This window comes from Aquirufa novilacunae (genome assembly GCF_045310505.1).
GTDB lineage: Bacteria > Bacteroidota > Bacteroidia > Cytophagales > Spirosomataceae > Aquirufa > Aquirufa novilacunae.
In genome coordinates this window covers 533,180-550,490 of sequence record NZ_JBEWZG010000002.1, presented here as the reverse complement: position 1 = coordinate 550,490, position 17,311 = coordinate 533,180, and the positions used below count along the sequence as shown (strand labels likewise).

General features: G+C 44.6%; 14 protein-coding genes. 12 read left to right on the top strand and 2 right to left on the bottom strand.

From position 1 onward, the window contains the following. Positions 1-81: 81 nt before the first annotated feature. From crtD to V7S74_RS07690, 4 genes are all read left to right on the top strand, one after another. Positions 82-1,548, top strand: a complete 1,467-nt coding sequence (crtD, locus tag V7S74_RS07705) for a 1-hydroxycarotenoid 3,4-desaturase CrtD (RefSeq protein WP_406778186.1) — start codon at positions 82-84, stop codon at positions 1,546-1,548. A 90-nt stretch (positions 1,549-1,638) separates the two neighbouring features. After that, positions 1,639-2,481, top strand: a complete 843-nt coding sequence (locus tag V7S74_RS07700) for a S1 family peptidase (protein ID WP_406778185.1) — start codon at positions 1,639-1,641, stop codon at positions 2,479-2,481. 124 nt (positions 2,482-2,605) lie between these two features. Continuing rightward, positions 2,606-3,085: a hypothetical protein gene (locus tag V7S74_RS07695; RefSeq protein WP_406778184.1), complete on the top strand. Its 480-nt coding sequence runs from the start codon at positions 2,606-2,608 to the stop codon at positions 3,083-3,085. A gap of 74 nt (positions 3,086-3,159) precedes the next feature. After that, positions 3,160-3,636: a DUF4293 domain-containing protein gene (locus tag V7S74_RS07690; RefSeq protein ID WP_406778183.1), complete on the top strand. Its 477-nt coding sequence runs from the start codon at positions 3,160-3,162 to the stop codon at positions 3,634-3,636. An 8-nt stretch (positions 3,637-3,644) separates the two neighbouring features. Here V7S74_RS07690 and V7S74_RS07685 read toward each other — a convergent pair whose 3' ends face one another. Next, on the bottom strand, positions 3,645-4,613 hold the full coding sequence (locus tag V7S74_RS07685; protein ID WP_406778182.1) for a KpsF/GutQ family sugar-phosphate isomerase: 969 nt from the start codon (positions 4,611-4,613) through the stop codon (positions 3,645-3,647). Positions 4,614-4,693: 80 nt separating this feature from the next. Between V7S74_RS07685 and V7S74_RS07680 the strand changes: the two genes are divergently transcribed. The 8 genes from V7S74_RS07680 (at position 4,694) to ribD (ending at position 16,000) form a co-directional block, all read left to right on the top strand. Beyond that, a complete protein-coding gene (locus V7S74_RS07680; protein ID WP_406778181.1) occupies positions 4,694-7,009 on the top strand; it encodes a RecQ family ATP-dependent DNA helicase in 2,316 nt (771 codons plus the stop codon). Between the two features lie 7 nt (positions 7,010-7,016). After that, positions 7,017-8,303 (top strand): phosphoribosylamine--glycine ligase, encoded by a 1,287-nt coding sequence (gene purD / locus V7S74_RS07675; RefSeq protein ID WP_406778180.1) that lies wholly within the window; start codon positions 7,017-7,019, stop codon positions 8,301-8,303. Beyond that, the gene (gene ricT, locus V7S74_RS07670) at positions 8,293-9,849 is read left to right on the top strand and encodes a regulatory iron-sulfur-containing complex subunit RicT (protein WP_406778179.1); all 1,557 of its coding nucleotides are present in this window, start codon (positions 8,293-8,295) and stop codon (positions 9,847-9,849) included. Before purD ends, ricT begins: the two co-directional genes overlap by 11 nt. Continuing rightward, entirely contained in the window at positions 9,821-10,309 is a 489-nt protein-coding gene (gene gldH, locus V7S74_RS07665) for a gliding motility lipoprotein GldH (protein WP_406778178.1), read from the top strand. The genes ricT and gldH overlap by 29 nt, the downstream gene beginning before the upstream one ends. A gap of 1 nt (position 10,310) precedes the next feature. Beyond that, entirely contained in the window at positions 10,311-10,793 is a 483-nt protein-coding gene (locus V7S74_RS07660; RefSeq protein WP_406778177.1) for an Lrp/AsnC family transcriptional regulator, read from the top strand. Positions 10,794-10,854: 61 nt separating this feature from the next. Continuing rightward, positions 10,855-11,946 (top strand): efflux RND transporter periplasmic adaptor subunit, encoded by a 1,092-nt coding sequence (locus V7S74_RS07655; protein ID WP_406778176.1) that lies wholly within the window; start codon positions 10,855-10,857, stop codon positions 11,944-11,946. Between the two features lie 6 nt (positions 11,947-11,952). Further along, positions 11,953-15,027 carry an efflux RND transporter permease subunit gene (locus V7S74_RS07650; RefSeq protein ID WP_406778175.1) on the top strand — a complete coding sequence of 1,025 codons (3,075 nt, stop codon included), beginning with the start codon at positions 11,953-11,955 and terminating at the stop codon, positions 15,025-15,027. Then, positions 15,017-16,000, top strand: a complete 984-nt coding sequence (ribD, locus tag V7S74_RS07645) for a bifunctional diaminohydroxyphosphoribosylaminopyrimidine deaminase/5-amino-6-(5-phosphoribosylamino)uracil reductase RibD (protein WP_406778174.1) — start codon at positions 15,017-15,019, stop codon at positions 15,998-16,000. The genes V7S74_RS07650 and ribD overlap by 11 nt, the downstream gene beginning before the upstream one ends. Here the strand turns inward: ribD and V7S74_RS07640 are convergent. Next, the gene (locus V7S74_RS07640) at positions 15,948-17,270 is read right to left on the bottom strand and encodes an Nramp family divalent metal transporter (RefSeq protein WP_406778173.1); all 1,323 of its coding nucleotides are present in this window, start codon (positions 17,268-17,270) and stop codon (positions 15,948-15,950) included. The genes ribD and V7S74_RS07640 overlap by 53 nt on opposite strands. Positions 17,271-17,311 lie beyond the last annotated feature (41 nt).

The following is a 17,311-nucleotide window of genomic DNA, read 5'->3' as shown; positions in this document are numbered from 1 at the left end:
TTAAAATTCGTGCAAAATTACGGAAAAGGTCAGGGAGTGAAAAACATTTACCCTTTTATTCTTTTTTACTTAATTTTGAAGATGAGCAAAATCGGAATTGTAGGTTCAGGAATGGGTGGCTTAGGTCTAGCGATTCGCAGCGCAGTGGCAGGCCATGACGTGACAGTCTTCGAGGCGAATCCCTACGTGGGCGGCAAGCTAGCTCAGATTGAAAAGGACGGCTTCCGTTTTGATGCGGGCCCTTCCCTCTTCACCATGCCACATTTAGTAGATGAATTGTTCACGCTAGCGGGCAAAAATCCCCGCGACTATTTCTCTTACGAACGTTTGCCGGAGATTTGCCGCTACTTTTGGGAGGATGGCACCCGATTGCAGACAAATGCGGAACCAGCAGAAACGGCCGCAGCGATTGCCTCAGAACTGGGCGAATCCGCAGAAAACGTGTCCGCCTTTTTACGCGGAATCGGGGAGAATTACCACATCATCAGCGAGCTATTTTTAGACAATTCTTTGCATTCCTTGTCCACTTGGACGGGGCCAAAAGCCCTGAAAGGCTATGCAAATCTGCACCGTTTGGGTTTATTCAGCACGATGCACCGCTCGCACGAAAAGCGTTTTAAAAATCCGAAAACGGTTCAGCTTTTTGATCGCTACGCCACTTACAACGGCTCGGATCCTTACCAAACGCCCGCGACATTATCGATCATTCCGCACTTAGAATACAACATTGGGGCCTTTTTCCCGAAAGGCGGCATCATTAGCATTCCGCGTGCCCTGCACAAACTAGCGACGGAATTAGGAGTTCAGTTTCAGTTAGAGGAAAAGGTATCTCAAATCACCACATCGAATAATACTGCCACCGGTCTTGTGACCGATAAAGGCTCTTATTCCTTCGATTACATCGCGAGCAACGCGGATATTCGTCCGAGTTATGAGAAATTACTAACGCAAGAACCGGCCCCGAAAAAACTATTAAACCAGCCCAAATCTAGCTCCGGCATCATTTTCTACTGGGGAATGGACCGCAGCTTCGACGAATTAGGGGTACACAACATCTTCTTCTCGGACGATTACCAAGGCGAATTCAAGGCCATCTTCGAAGATAAAACCATCAACGATGATCCGACTATTTACCTGCATATCTCCTCGAAAGTGGAGAAAGGCGATGCCCCAGTGGGTGGCGAAAACTGGTTCATTTTAATGAACGTCCCTGCGAATGAGGGGCAGGATTGGGATGCAGTGGTCGCGAAGATGCGCAAGAATGTGATGGCAAAATTATCGCGCAACTTAGGCGTAGACATCGAGAAACACCTCGTCGCAGAAGACTATTTAGACCCAAGACGCATCGAAGAAAGAACTTCTTCCTCTGGAGGAGCTTTGTACGGAAATGCGTCGAACAACCGTTTTGCTGCTTTTTTACGCCACCCGAATTACCGCAAGGCCATCAAAAACCTGTACTGGGTAGGCGGCAGTGTGCATCCGGGAGGTGGAATTCCACTTTGTTTATCTTCGGCAAAAATTGCGGCGAAATTGATGAGTGAGAAGTAAATTGTTTTTAGCATTATTCGATGATTAAATTTTAGTAAATTGAAGTTGATTCAGCTTCATAAATCCTACTCATCTACTTTTACTTATTCTATGAAACAACTATTCATTATCTTTTTCTTGTCAATATCTACTGCTGCATTCGCCATTCCCGCAAATAAACAAAACAAAAAAACAGCTAGAATAAGTCCAACTATTATCAATGGCACCGCCACAACTGCACCATTTTATGTATTATTGGGCGATCCAAGTTCATCTGGTGGTGGGATGATTATTGCCGATAGGTGGATTTTAACAGCGGGTCATACAACAAGTTATGCTCCTGTGTACGCAGGAATAGACAACCGTAACAATATCACTAACTCTTCTACTCTACAAGTTAAGGATAGAATAAAAGATCTATACGTAAATACCCCAAACCCATCAAATGACATTGGTTTAATACAACTAAGCCAACCTCTGATTTTTAGTTCAACTATTGCCCCAATTAAACTAGCTAGTTCTGCAAATGCTTCTATGTGGAACAATGGACAAATCGGAAAAGTATATGGAATGGGAAAAACAAGCACAGAGAGCTATTCACAACAATTACTCACTACAAATGTCAATTTATTAAGTAACTCTAGTTCAGTCAGCGAAAAGAAAATTTACGCCACAGGTCCATACACAAATGATGCCTGCAATGGGGATAGCGGAGGGCCATTGACCAATTTTAGTGTGTCATCTGACACCAGCGCACGCGCGATCGGTATAGTTAGTAGTAATTTATTCGGTAATGCACAATTTGGATGTGGCGAAGGAGGTAAGTATACGAAGATTTCTGACTATTTAAGATGGATAATAGAAACAATTCATCTAAAAAGTAGTCCAAGTAAAATCTTTGGATTTAAAACAAAAGAAAAAGGATATTTCAATAGATACGGCACATGCATTTGACCTAAGGAAAATTGAAATAGATGTCGCCGATTTACCTCGTGGAGTTTATTATCTACACTTGAGATTTGGCTCAAAAAAAGAAAATCAAGTTGACAAAATTAGAATTCTGCTAAACTAATCCCTGATGAAGTCTTCCTCCAAGCTTTTTACTGGCATGTTTATACTATTTTTTGCGCTACTATCCTGTGAAAAAGAAAATATGAACCCATCCGTTGTGGATAAATACTTGGGGTGGTATCAATTTGATTATGCCCGATATGAAAACTATTATTTTGAATTACCTGATTATAGTAAAAATGTTGAGGACATTCCTATTGGTTGGAGAATGAAGATGATTAAAGTAAACGATTCTACTGTTGACATAAAAGTACCTTATTGGGCAAATCTATCCACAAATTCTATCGTTTTTAAAAATTTAAGGATACGAACAATCACTTACCCAATCCCATTTGATCCAGCTATTTACTACTTCTATGATACCAAAAAAAATCGAAGAGTTGGGGTACTAGAAGAAATTAATGGAAATATATACCTCAATCTACATGCAGTTGATTCTGTTACTAATATTCCAATCAGAATAGATAACGCAAAACGCTATTATTAGTCATAAGACAAGAGATATTTATTCATTAACGTTGAAGAAAATGCGTAATTTCGCGCATTCAATTGATAAAAATTATGATTCAAAGACCACAATCCCTCTTCTTAGCCCTCGTCATGATAGCGAATAGCATCGCGACATCGGGCATTTCTATTTGGCAAAAAATAGGCTCATCCGGCCAAAAAGCAGAGCTTTTTTCTAACCAATGGCTGTTATTCCAAAACGAAAAAGAAGTGGCGGCGCACAGTACGATTGCGATCGCGCTTTTGGTGACCGTATCTACCATAATTACCTTAGTGACCGTTTTCTCTTACAAAAACCGCATCCGTCAAATGATGTTAGGCTTGATCAATTCCTTGGTATTAGCGGGAGCGATGGGCTATGCTTTTTGGGTGATTTTCAAAGAGGCGGTGCCTACTTTTGAGCCGGAAACGCAAGGAAAATATGGCTACGGATTCTACGCTTTAGTGGTTTCACTGTTAGCGAATATGATTGCGAACCGCTTGATCCGCAAAGATGAGATGTTAGTGCAATCGTCGAACAGAATGCGCTAAGCTAGATTTTAGACAATACCCTCTTTCAATAGGTCGTGGAGATGTACAAATCCCACGGCCTTTTTATTTGCCGTCACCACCAGTTGTGTGATATTTTTACTTTGCATGATGGCCAAAGCCTCGGTAGCAAATGCCTCCGCTTCGATGGTCTTCGGCGTTTTATTCATCAGTTGATCCAGCGAAATCGCAGACCAATCTTTTGAATTCTCTAAAGTACGGCGAACGTCTCCGTCCGTAATGATTCCCACTAAATCCCTTTTAGCATCTAGCACCGCTGTCGCGCCTAAACGCTTAGAAGAGATTTCGTGAATGGCTTCTTGGATGGTGGCTCCTTCCGAAATAGCTGGGAACTCATGAGTCGGATACAAATCCGCCACTTTTAAATACAGGCGTTTGCCTAGAGCGCCACCTGGATGGTATTTGGCAAAATCCTGCGCCGTAAATCCTTTACATTCTAACAAACAAACCGCTAAGGCATCGCCTAATGCAAGCGCCACCGTCGTAGAGGTCGTAGGTGCGAGGTTCATCAAATCAGCCTCCTGCTCCGCCAAAGCATGTAATATATAATCCGATTGCTGGCCTAAATACGAATTCGTATTCGACACCATAGCAATCAATTTCACTTGTAAACGCTTAATCAAAGGCACCAACACCTTGATTTCAGGCGTATCCCCTGACTTCGAAATACACACCACGGCATCTCCTTCTTGAATCATGCCTAAATCCCCGTGAATCGCATCCGCCGCATGCATAAACAGAGCAGGCGTTCCAGTCGAATTCATCGTAGCCACAATTTTCTGGGCAATGATGGCCGATTTACCGATTCCCGTGAACACGATGCGTCCTGGAATGCTCAACAAATGTTCCACACAAGCTTCAAAATCTGAATTAATTCCAGCGCTCACCTGAAGAATGGCCTCTGCTTCCTGTGTTAAAACTTTTTTTGCTGTGGATTGGATATTTTTGCTTAATTTCAATGTTAGAAGAATTTGTAGGGCAAAGATAAGTAGAAGCCCGCAGAATCTTATCATCGCCGAAACAACCCATTAATCAAATTATGCCCCATCCAATAACCATCGATAGCTTAAAGGAACAGCTGAAAAAGACCTTTGGATTTAGCCAATTTCGCGGGGAGCAAGAAGCTATTATCCTAAATACGGTTCAAGGTAAAAACAGCTTTGTTTTAATGCCTACGGGTGCAGGAAAATCACTTTGCTACCAATTGCCGGCAATTGTGATGGAGGGAACGGCGATTGTGATCTCGCCTTTGATCGCGTTGATGAAGAATCAGGTGGACCAAATGGTCGCTTTTGGCATTAATGCCCAATTCTTAAATTCCTCGCTAACCCGCGCTGAAATCAATCGGGTGAAAGCGGAGGTCATCTCTGGAGCCGTTAAATTACTGTACATCGCCCCAGAATCCCTAAATAAGCAAGAAAACCTGAACTTTTTAAAGCAGGCAAAAATATCCTTCGTGGCCATCGATGAGGCACACTGTATCTCCGAATGGGGCCACGATTTTAGACCAGAGTACCGCAAGATCCGCACGATCATCGAGACGATCGATGAGAAAATGCCCATTATCGCTTTAACAGCAACGGCTACTCCTAAGGTCCAAATCGACATCCAAAAGACCCTAAATCTGGAAGATGCCACCGTTTTCAAATCCTCTTTCAACCGCAAGAACCTCTATTATGAGATTCGTTCGAAGAAAGATATCGATAAGCAACTCATCCGTTTCATTAAGTCGCACAATGGTAAGGCAGGTATTATTTATTGCCTTTCCAGAAAGCGGGTGGAGGAAATTGCGGAATTATTGCACGTGAATAGCGTGAAAGCCCTTCCCTACCATGCTGGTTTAGAGCCGCAGGTGCGTATGGCGAACCAAGAAGCTTTCTTAAATGAGGAAGTGGATGTGATGGTCGCTACGATCGCCTTCGGAATGGGAATCGACAAACCGGATGTACGTTTTGTCATTCACTATGATGCCCCTAAGTCACTGGAGGGCTATTACCAGGAGACGGGGCGCGCTGGTCGCGATGGCTTGGATGGTACGTGTATTTTATTTTACACTTACGATGACATCCTGAAATTAGACAAGTTTAATAAAGATAAGGCCGTTACAGAGAAGGAGAATGCCAAAATCCTCCTATCTGAGATGGTCTATTATACGAATATTGGTGTTTGCCGCCGTAAGCAATTGCTCCACTATTTTGGGGAGCATATGGCAGAAAACTGCGGATTCTGCGATAACTGTATGCACCCGACGCCTACTTTTAAAGCGGAGGAGGAAGTTAGTTTAGTCTTGAAAGCAGTGCAGCAAACCGGCGAACAATTCGATGCGGAGCACATTGCGGATTTCTTAGAAGGCAAATCAAATTCCTTCATTCAGAGCCACGAACAAGAAAAACTAGCCTTGTTCGGTGCAGGGAAAACGGTTTCATGGATTGCCCCAGAGGTAGATGAAGACGATGATGAGGAGGACGATGACGACGCAGATGAGGACGCACCGAAGAAGCCAAAAATTCGCAAAACGGCATCGAAGCCTGTGCCTATCGAGGACGAAAAATCCCCTTGGATTTCGTTCATCAAGCAGATGGCGATTTTTGGGCTATTAGATAAGGACATTGAGAATTACGGGGTGTTGAAGATTTCTGAGGCGGGCGCGGCCTTCCTGCAGGCCTCTTTCCCGGTGACTTTCTACAAAGACCACGATTACGAAAAAGAGGCTGAGCCAGCTGAGAGCGAGGATGAGGGAGCTGCTTTAGGGGCCAAAGCCTACGATGACGCCCTCTTTGACATCCTCAAAACCCTACGCAAGAAGATCGCGAAGGAGAAGAATTTGCCTCCGTATGTGATTTTCCAAGATCCTTCTTTGGAAGAAATGGCGACCACTTATCCGACTACTCAGGATGAAATGGCCCAAATCAACGGCGTGGGAATGGGTAAAGTCGTGAAATTCGGTAAGCCATTCCTAGATGTGATCAATCGTTACGTCGAGGAAAACGAGATTGAAACCGCGAAAGAGGTGGTGGTGAAATCCACGGTGAATAAATCCAAAATCAAGATTTACATCATCCAACAGGTCGATCGTAAAATCGATTTAGACCTGATTGCTGAACAAAAAGAGGTCAGCATGGCGGAATTGATCGAGGAAATCGAGACAATTTGCTTCTCGGGCACTAAGTTGAATTTAGATTATTATATCAATCAAGTGATCGAACCTGATAAGCAGGATGAGATTTACGAATATTTCATGTCTGCAGACTCAGATGATATCGCTGAGGCGCTAGAAACCTGTGATATCGAGGACGTGAGCGAGGAAGAACTTCGCTTAATGCGCATTAAATTTTTAAGTGAATTAGCCAATTAATCATTATATGAACGTTTTAATATTAGGTGCTGGAGGCCGTGAACACGCATTTTCTTGGAAGATTAGCCAAAGCCCTATCCTAGGTAACTTATACATTGCACCTGGTAATCCAGGCACCGCACAATGCGGAACGAATTTAGCGATTAGCGTAACGGATTTTGAAGGAATCGCCGCGGCGATTCGCACACACGATATCGGATTAGTGGTCGTAGGACCAGAAGAGCCCTTAGTAAAAGGCGTGCGCGATTTTATCGAATCGCAAGCTGACCTACAGCACGTAGGGATCGTAGGGCCAGGCGCAGATGGAGCCCAAATCGAAGGCAGTAAGGACTTCTCGAAGAACTTCATGCACAAATACGGCATTCCGACGGCCGCATCACAAACTTTCACGAAGGATACGATTGCGGAAGGCTTAGCCTATCTACAAACACAATCTTTACCTATCGTATTAAAGGCCGACGGCTTAGCAGCGGGAAAAGGCGTGATTATCGCCTTGACTTTGGAAGAAGCTGAAACGGCTTTGAACGAAATGCTATTGGATGCAAAGTTTGGTGATGCGAGTTCCAAAGTCGTGATCGAACAATTCCTTCGCGGAATAGAACTATCCGTTTTCGTTCTTTCGGACGGAGAAAATTACGTTGTGCTACCAGAGGCGAAAGACTATAAGCGCATTGGCGAAAATGACGAAGGTTTAAACACCGGCGGTATGGGAGCGGTTTCACCCGTTCCGTTTGCGAATGAGAAATTCATGGAGGCAGTTCGCGTGAAAGTGATCGAACCAACCGTGAAAGGTTTAAAAGCAGAAAATATTGACTACAAAGGTTTCATCTTCATCGGTTTAATGAACCACGAGGGCGAGCCCTATGTCATCGAATACAATGCAAGAATGGGTGATCCGGAAACGGAGGTGGTTTTACCTAGAATCGAATCAGATTTCCTATCTTTGTTGATTGCAGCCTCGAATGGCACGCTGAGCGAACAAAAAATTTCCATTTTGGACCAATACGCCGTAACTACCATGTTAGTAGCGGGTGGATATCCAGAGGAATACCGCAAAGGCGATGTGTTAACGGGTCTAGACAAAGTGGAAGACGCGATCGTTTTCCACGCAGGAACCACCTCGAAAGACGGTGAAATTTTAACCAGTGGTGGCCGCGTAATGGCGCTAACAGGCACTTCGAATACCTTGGAAAAGGCGATCCAGAAATCTCAAAAGGCCGCCCAAACCATTCAATTCGAAGGCAAAAACTTTAGAAGAGACATCGGATTAGATGTATTAAGATATGGCATGTAAATCGTGTTCCAGTGGGTCATGTGGCTCTACCAGCACTAGCGGAGAGGTAAAAGGCTGCCAAAGCAATGGCGGTTGTGGCTCAGGTGGTTGCAATAAAATGAACGTCTTCGACTGGTTATCCGACCTAGACGTCCCTTCTTTTCAACGCTACCACATCGTGGAAGTGAAGTTCAAAGGAGGCAGAAAAGAATATTTCCGCAATGCAGATCAATTAGAATTGCACACGGGGGATTCCGTGATGGTCGATTCCAGCAGCGGAACCCAATTAGGCGTTGTTTCCCTTCAGGGAGAATTAGTTCGACTTCAATTATTGAAGAAGAACATTAAAGACGACGATAAAATCAAGACTATCTTCCGTTTAGCCACCGAGAAGGACATCGAGAAGCACGAGCAAGCGATGGCGCGCGACCTGCCTACGATGTACCGTGGACGTCAAATCATCAGTGATTTGAAGCTAAACATGAAATTATCGGATGTGGAATTCCAGTCAGATGGTTCTAAAGCCATCTTCTACTATTCTTCAGAAGACCGTGTCGATTTCCGTGAACTGATCAAATTACTCGCGACTGAATTCAAGATTCGTGTCGAGATGAAGCAGATTTCCCTACGCCAAGAAGCCGGCAGATTAGGCGGAATCGGGGTTTGTGGCCGTGAATTATGCTGCTCTACCTGGTTATCGGATTTCAAAAACGTTACCACCTCAGCGGCTCGTTACCAAAACTTATCTCTCAATCCAGTCAAATTAAGCGGTCAATGTGGACGTTTAAAATGCTGCTTGAACTACGAATTAGAGACCTATATGGATGCCCTAAAAAGCATTCCGACGATTGAGGGTCGCCTTAAAACGAAGCGCGGGGATGCGATCTTGCAAAAGACCGATATCTTCAAGCGGATGATGTGGTTTGGGATTGTGGGCGAAGAGGCAATTTGGATCCCGGTGAGCTGTGATCGCGTAGCTGAAATCGTTGAATTAAATAAAAAAGGAATTATTCCTGAGTCGTTCGAGGATCTGAATCCAGATGCTCCAGCGGTAGAAAAACCTACCTTATCCGAATTGAACTCCGATCTAGAGCGGATGGATAAGAAATACGGTGGCTCTGCGAAATCAGGTAATCGCAATAACAGAAATAACCGGGGCAATCGCGACGGCGGACCTCGTTCAGATCGTGGACCACGTACTCCAAGACCGGAGGGTGAAAACCGAGGTCCTAGACCAGAGCGCGGACCAAGACCAGAAGGACAAGATCGTGGACCACGCCCTCCAAGACCAGAAGGCGAGAGTCGCGGACCGAGACCAGAAGGACAAGATCGTGGACCACGCCCTCCAAGACCAGAAGGCGAGAGTCGCGGACCGAGACCAGAGCGTGGACCAAGACCGGAAGGACAAGACCGTGTACCGCGTCCACCTAGACCGGAAGGGCAAAACCGTCCAAACGGAGCTGCTCCTTTAGCCGATGGTACAGCCACACCGAAGCCATTTAAGAAGAAAAAGAAGTTCAAACCAAGACCTCCGAGAGATGGTGCAGCGCCTACCCCTGAAGCTTAGCCTTGGATGCATTTTCCTTCTAGAGCTACTTTTCTTTGCTTGCGGAAATACGAATGTGGCCATTGATGAGACCTTTAGTTTTCCTGAATCAGGTTGGATTCAAAAGCAGCCGGTACAATTCGAGGTGACAGTGGAAGATTCGTTGGTGAACTACGCTTTGTATGTAGTGGTTCGTCAAAATAATGCCTACCCCTTCTATAACCTTTATTTCAGCCCGAGTATCATGGATGGGCAAGGGAAGATTGTTCAAAGAGGTTTAGCCGAAGCTATTTTGTATGATCCTACGACAGGGAAGCCGAAAGGTGCGGGTTTTGGCGATATCTATGAGAAAAACTTTCTAGTCTATCCCTCACTGAAATTCCCCAAAAATGGGAAGTATAAAATTCAATTAGATCAATCCATGCGGGTAGATACGCTGGCGGGGATGGTGTCGATCGGGCTTCGTTTAGAGAAAAAATAGCATGGCAAAAATAGACGACATCGATAAAAAGATTCTCGCATTTCTACACGAAGATGCCTTCCTTTCAAACAAAGAAATGGCCCAACGTTTAGGCATGAGCGCCACGCCGATCCATGAACGCATTAAGCGCATGGAAAAAGAAGGGGTCATTACCGGTTACCGGGCGATGATCAATCCGGCAAAACTGGGCAAGACCCTGACCGTTTTCTGTGATATTTCCTTAAAAGAGCATGCGGCAGAATACTTGAATCAGTTCGAAAAGGATGTGATGAATTTAGCTGAAGTCGCCGAATGTTATTGCGTTTCTGGGCACAGTGATTTTTTATTGAAGATCGTTGTTGCGGATATGGATGAGTACCGCGAATTTATTTTGCATAAACTAGCAAGTATAAAAAATATAGGCAACGCCCAAAGCCATTTCGTTATGAACGAAGTGGAGAATGAGCATTTTATGCCTTGGATTTCGAATTCTTTAACCAATTAAGCCTATAAGTTAGGGTAATCCTTTCTTTGAATTTGATTACTTTAGTGTTAAACCTATTATCATGAATAAAATAACGAAGACGATCCTGTCCCTTTTGGTCATTACCCTCATTCTGGGTTTAGCCTTTTATCCTAAAATCAAGAAGACTTTTTTCTCTGCTGAAACGAAGGAGAAAGGGAAAGAGAAGGGCGGTTCTGGTGGAAAGAGCGGAAAGACGGCTGTGATTGTGACGGTGGTAAAATCGACGCGTTTGGACGATATGATTAGTTCGACGGGTTCTATTTTGCCAAACGAAGAAGTCGAAATTCGTTCAGAAATCGCCGGCCGTATCATTGCTTTGAACATTAAAGAAGGGGATGTTGTAGCGAAAGGCACGGTTTTACTTCGTATTAACGATGATGATTTGCAAGCACGTCTACGCAAATTAGGCTTCAACAAGAAGCTAGCGGAAGATAATGAAGCTCGCCAAAAAGTCTTATTACAAAAGGAAGCCATCTCGCAACGTGAGTACGACATTGCGGTGAACTCGGTGAACACGATTTCGGCAGACATCGAAGATTTAAAAGCACAAATTCTAAAAACTACCTTGCGGGCTCCATTTGCGGGAAAAATTGGTTTCCGTTATGTGAGTTTAGGAAGTTACATTTCACCTAGCACGCAAATTGCGACGTTAACGAACACGAATCCAGCGAAAATCGAATTCGCTATTCCAGCAAAATATGCCACTCAAGTTAGAAATGGAGGTACGATTGAATTTACTACGGAGAATGAGGAAAAGAATTACATCGGTCGGGTGTATGCGATCGACCCGAAGATCGACCCTCAAACAAGAACCTTGCAGATTAGAGCTCAAGCACCTAATCCGGGTAATGAATTAGTTCCTGGCGCTTTTGCTAAGGTAAATTTGATTCTAAAAACGAAAGGATCTGCCATCATGATTCCAACGGAAGCCGTTATTCCTGAAGCAAAAGGGAGCAAGGTGTATGTGGTGAAAAATGGCAAATCAATATCGACGAAAGTGACGTTGGGAACCCGCAGCGAAAAAACCGTAGAAATTATAGATGGTCTGGCGATCGGAGATACCCTCATTACGAACGGTATCATTCAAGTGAAGCCGGATGGCGAAGTAGAAATTAAAGAAGTCGTAAAATAAATCCAAATGGCATCTTTCTCAGAGATTAGCATAAAAAGACCGGTACTTGCGATTGTAATGTCAATCACGATCATTGTATTCGGTATCATCGGGTACACCTACTTAGGTGTCCGGGAATACCCCTCCGTGGATCCGCCGGTGGTGAACGTGCAAACTTCCTATACGGGAGCGAATGCAGACATCATCGAATCCCAAATCACGGAACCCTTAGAAGAATCCATTAATGGTATAGCCGGTATTCGTACCCTTTCCAGTTCAAGTCGCGATGGCCGTTCGAGTATCACGGTAGAATTTGATCTTTCCGTGAATATTGAGGATGCAGCAAACGACGTTCGGGACCGCGTATCCCGTACCATGGGTCAGTTACCCAAAGACGTGGATCCTCCCATCGTAGCGAAAGCGGATGCGGATGCGAATCCGATCTATAACATCAACGTATTTTCAGCGACACGTGATTTATTATCCTTGAATGAATTAGCTACCAGAAATATCAAGGAGAAATTCCAAACGATTCCCGGCGTAAGTTCGGTGCAGTTGTGGGGTGAGCAGAAATACGCCATGCGTTTGCACATCGATCCAGAGCGTTTAGCTTCTTTCCGATTAACGGCTCCCGACATCGTTTCAGCTTTAGCTAAGCAAAATATCGAATTGCCCTCAGGAAGTATCGAAGGAGCGACGACCGAATTAACGGTACGTACGCAAGGTCGTTTAACGACAGAAGAGGATTTCAATAACTTGATCATCAAAGAAGAGGGCGATCGTTCCGTGAAATTTTCGGATGTGGGAAGAGCAGAGCTTTCACCAGAAAACAACAAGACCTTCTTTAAAAGGGATTTAAAACCGATGATTTCCATCGCGGTTATTCCGCAGCCAGGCTCGAATCAGATCCAAATCGTCGATGCCATCCACAAGAAAATAGCGCAAATTCGCTTGACCTTGCCGGCAGATGTGGAGATGAAAGAAGGCTTCGACAACACAAAATATGTGCGTAAATCAATCGAAGAGGTGGAAGAAACCATCTTTACGGCCATTTTATTAGTAACGATTATCATCTTCTTGTTCTTACGTGACTGGAGATCGACCATCATTCCATTAACGGCTATTCCGGTCAGCTTAATCGGGGTATTCTTCTTCATGTACTTAGCCGGGTTCTCCATTAACGTATTGACCTTGCTAGGAATCGTACTTTCCATTGGTCTCGTGGTGGATGACGCGATTGTGGTTTTAGAAAATATATATACCAAAATTGAGGAGGGCTTAAGTCCGTGGGAAGCGGCCGTGGAAGGCTCAAAAGAGATCTATTTCGCTGTTATTTCGACTACAGTAACCTTAGCGGCGGTATTCTTGCCAGTGATTTTCTTGCAAGGTATCACGGGACGCTTGTTCCGCGAATTCGGAATTGTGGTAGCTGGATCGGTGATTATTTCGGCCTTTGTTTCGTTGACCTTAACGCCAATGTTGAGTTCTCGCTTATTAAAGGGGAGTCATTCAAAACCTTGGTTCTATACGGTAACGGAACCCTTCTTTGTGGCCTTGACAAAAGGCTATGAGGATTCGTTAGCCGCTTTTATTAAGATTCGTTGGATGGCTTGGGTGATCATGATTACCTTGTTTGGGATCATTTATGCCCTGTTTAAATTCGAGGCGATTCCATCAGAATTAGCCCCACTAGAAGATAGAGGAGGTCTACGAGTAAGCGCCGTGGCTCCAGAAGGAGCAACTTTCGAATACATGTTGAATTATACCGATGAGATGGCAAAGTTTCTAATGACTGATATTCCAGCTAAGGAACGTTATGCAGTATATTCAATTACTTCCCCTCCTTTTGGGAATGGCGGTTCGAATACAGGGACTATGCGGATTATATTATCCGATCCAGAAGGCCGTAGAACGCAACAACAAATTGCGGAGCAGCTGCAGCCGAAGATTAAGAAATTCACCGGAGCACGTGCGACCTTGATTCAAGAACCTACCTTGTCTACTGGACAACGTGGGGGTGGAGGTCTACCGGTAGCCTTTGTGATTCAAGCTTCGACTTTTGAAAGCTTAAAAAAGAATATTCCGCTGTTTATGGCTAAAGTTCGCGAGAGCTCGAAATTCGAAACAGCAGACGTTAACTTGAAATTTACGAAACCAGAATTGCGTTTGGAAATCAACCGTGATAAAGCCCAAAACCTCGGCATATCGATCCAAGATGTGGCCACTACATTGCAATTAGGCCTATCCGGTAGACGTTTTGGCTATTTCGTGATGGACGGGAAACAATACCAAATCATCGGTCAAATCGACCGCCCGATGCGAAACGACGTATCTGACTTGAAGTCGCTTTATGTGAAAAACAACCGCGGCGATCTGATTCAATTAGATAACCTAGTGAAGATCACCGAGCAAAGTACTCCCCCACAGCTCTTCCGTTACAACCGCTACGTGGCAGCCACAGTAACGGCACAAATGGCGAAAGGAGTTACCTTAGGAGAAGCATTGAATGAGATGGACAAATTAGCGAAAGAGACCTTCGACGTTTCCTTCTCTACTGCTTATGATGGCCAAAGTAAGGAATTCAAAGAGTCTAGCTCTTCCCTTCTTTTCGCCTTTGCTCTTGCCATTTTATTGATCTACTTGATCCTTTCTGCTCAATTCGAAAGCTTCGTCGATCCGTTTATCATCTTATTCACGGTTCCTTTAGCGGTAGCAGGTGCCCTTTTAACTTTGTGGGATTTCAGCCAAACCCTGAATATCTTCTCCCAAATCGGTATCATCGTCCTCATCGGTCTCGTAACGAAGAACGGTATCTTGATTGTGGAATTTGCCAACCAACGGAAGGAATCTGGATCAGAGAAAATCAAAGCAGTTCAAGAAGCGGCAGTAGCTCGTTTCCGCCCTATCATTATGACCTCGCTTTGTACGATTTTAGGTATTTTACCGATCGCCTTAGCTTTGGGTTCAGGTTCTCAAAGTAGGGTTTCGATGGGTATCGCTGTAGTGGGTGGTATGTTATTCTCCACTACCTTAACCCTGTATATTATTCCTGCGATTTACAGTTATTTATCTAGTAACCGCAAACCAGTACATGCTGAATAAAGAAATTTGGATGCAACGCGCTTTCGACCTAGCCTTGTTAGGCTCAGGGCGCGTTGCCCCTAATCCTCTTGTCGGTTGTTTGATAGTTAAAAATGACCGTCTTATCGGCGAAGGTTACCACCAACAATACGGTGGGCCACATGCGGAAGTCAATGCTATCCGTAATGCCTCTGAATCCGTTACTGGCGCCACAGCCTTTGTGACCTTAGAGCCGTGTTCGCATTATGGCAAAACCCCTCCTTGTGCCGATTTACTAATTGAATCCGGAATCAATGAAGTCTATGTCGCGAACTTAGACCCTAATCCACTGGTAGCTGGAAAAGGGATTGCGAAACTAGAAGCGGCTGGTATTACCTGTCACGTGGGATTGCTGGCAGAAAAAGGAGAATGGATTAATCGCCACTTCTTTACCTTTCACCGACTGAAACGACCCTACATTACTTTCAAATACGCGTGTTCAGCTGATGGATTTATCGCTTTAGCAGGTGGTGAGCCCACCCAAATCTCGTCTGAACTTTCCGCCATTCGCGTGCATCAAATGCGCGCAGAACATCAAGGAATTTTAGTAGGCGTCACAACCATCATCAACGATAATCCCACACTTAACACTCGATTAGTCCCAGGCAAAAATCCCCTCCGAATCGTCCTAGATCCGCAGGGAAGAATTCCAGCCGATGCGAAAGTGCTAACAGACGGTGGAGAAACTGTGGTTTTAAAATCGGCTTCAGAAATTCTACAGCTGGGTATTCAATCGATCTTAGTCGAGGGCGGCGCTCAAACGATGGAAAGATTGTTTGCGGAGGGTTTGGTGGATGAGATTTGGAAAATACGATCTCCCAAAACCTTACAAGAGGGTATTTCTGAACCGAAACTAGCGGTAAAATGGCGAGCTATCGACTACTTAGGTGACGACACCTGGTTTAAAGGAATCCTAAAACCTGAGCTAAGAGGTACATATTCAAGCCCAGAATAATCGCGGTAATTACCCAAACGATCCCTTGTAATAGCGGCGAGTTCGCAAACTTACCCATCTTCTGTTTATCCCCCGTAAATAGTACCAGCGGAATCACGGCGAAACTCAACTGCATCGACAAAACGACTTGTGAAAAGACCAGCAACTCTCCTATCTTCGATTCCCCATAGATCCAAGTAATGAAAAAAGCCGGAATGATGGCAATCAAACGAGTAATCAAACGTCTTAACCAAGGGGCAATCCGTAAATCCAGAAAACCTTCCATGACGATTTGACCGGCAAGAGTTCCGGTTAAGGTGGCGTTTTGGCCAGAAGCTAAGAGGGCCACAGCAAATAGGATACTAGCTAGTTGACTACCTAAGACTGGATCCAATAATTGGTAGGCATCTCGAATATCAGCCACGTGTTTTAGATTATTGCCATGGAAAGCAGCGGCGGCTAGAATTAGAATCCCGGCATTAATAAAAAAGGCCAAGCCTAAGGAAATCGTCGAATCCCAGGTAGCATATTTAATCGCTTTTTCCTTGTCCTCCTCTGTGTCTTTGATGGCACGCGTCTGGACGATACTAGAGTGTAAATATAGATTATGGGGCATCACCGTCGCACCTAAAATACCAATCGCCACGTAAAGCTGACTTGGATTCATCACTACTGAGGTTTGTGGAACGAGGCCTCCGAGAATTCCTGCGATCGATGGTTGTGAAATAAACAACTCATAGGCAAAGCAGCAAACGATAACAATGAGCAGGGATAAAACGATAGATTCGATGACTTTGAAGCCCTTGTTTTGGAAGTATAAAATCAAGAAAACATCTAAAATCGTGATGACAATCCCGGCAAGAATCGGGATCCCAAAGAGCAATTGCAGCGCTAACGCCGATCCAATCACCTCGGCTAAATCACAGGCAGCAATCGCCAGTTCACAGACAATCCACAAAAAGATGGCCACCGGTTTTGGGAAAGCATCCCCACAGGCCTGGGCTAAATCGCGCCCCGAAGCCACGCCTAATTTCAAGGCTAGGTGCTGTAAAATGATGGCAAAAATGCTGGAAACAAGAATAACCGATAAAAGCGTATACCCGAAAGAGGCTCCTCCAGCAAGGTCGGTGGCCCAGTTACCCGGGTCCATGTAGCCTACTGCCACTAAAAAACCGGGACCCATGAAGGCCCGCAAATTCTTCCAAAAACCGGAACCCGCAGGCACAGGTATCGTCCCAAACACTTCGGAGAGGGATTTCATTTTAGGACTAGAACGCCAAGGACTCGACATACAATAGAATTTTGTACAATTTAAAAATAATTTTTAGATTA

What these genes read in the sequence shown, in the direction of transcription:
- V7S74_RS07680 (WP_406778181.1), top strand. Translation starts at nt 4,694, where the DNA reads ATGCCCCATCCAATAACCATCGATAGCTTAAAGGAACAGCTGAAAAAG.
- crtD (WP_406778186.1), top strand. Translation starts at nt 82, where the DNA reads ATGAGCAAAATCGGAATTGTAGGTTCAGGAATGGGTGGCTTAGGTCTA.
- V7S74_RS07660 (WP_406778177.1), top strand. Translation starts at nt 10,311, where the DNA reads ATGGCAAAAATAGACGACATCGATAAAAAGATTCTCGCATTTCTACAC.
- V7S74_RS07690 (WP_406778183.1), top strand. Translation starts at nt 3,160, where the DNA reads ATGATTCAAAGACCACAATCCCTCTTCTTAGCCCTCGTCATGATAGCG.
- V7S74_RS07655 (WP_406778176.1), top strand. Translation starts at nt 10,855, where the DNA reads ATGAATAAAATAACGAAGACGATCCTGTCCCTTTTGGTCATTACCCTC.
- V7S74_RS07640 (WP_406778173.1), bottom strand. Translation starts at nt 17,270, where the DNA reads ATGTCGAGTCCTTGGCGTTCTAGTCCTAAAATGAAATCCCTCTCCGAA.
- V7S74_RS07695 (WP_406778184.1), top strand. Translation starts at nt 2,606, where the DNA reads ATGAAGTCTTCCTCCAAGCTTTTTACTGGCATGTTTATACTATTTTTT.
- gldH (WP_406778178.1), top strand. Translation starts at nt 9,821, where the DNA reads ATGGTGCAGCGCCTACCCCTGAAGCTTAGCCTTGGATGCATTTTCCTT.
- ribD (WP_406778174.1), top strand. Translation starts at nt 15,017, where the DNA reads ATGCTGAATAAAGAAATTTGGATGCAACGCGCTTTCGACCTAGCCTTG.
- ricT (WP_406778179.1), top strand. Translation starts at nt 8,293, where the DNA reads ATGGCATGTAAATCGTGTTCCAGTGGGTCATGTGGCTCTACCAGCACT.
- V7S74_RS07650 (WP_406778175.1), top strand. Translation starts at nt 11,953, where the DNA reads ATGGCATCTTTCTCAGAGATTAGCATAAAAAGACCGGTACTTGCGATT.
- purD (WP_406778180.1), top strand. Translation starts at nt 7,017, where the DNA reads ATGAACGTTTTAATATTAGGTGCTGGAGGCCGTGAACACGCATTTTCT.
- V7S74_RS07700 (WP_406778185.1), top strand. Translation starts at nt 1,639, where the DNA reads ATGAAACAACTATTCATTATCTTTTTCTTGTCAATATCTACTGCTGCA.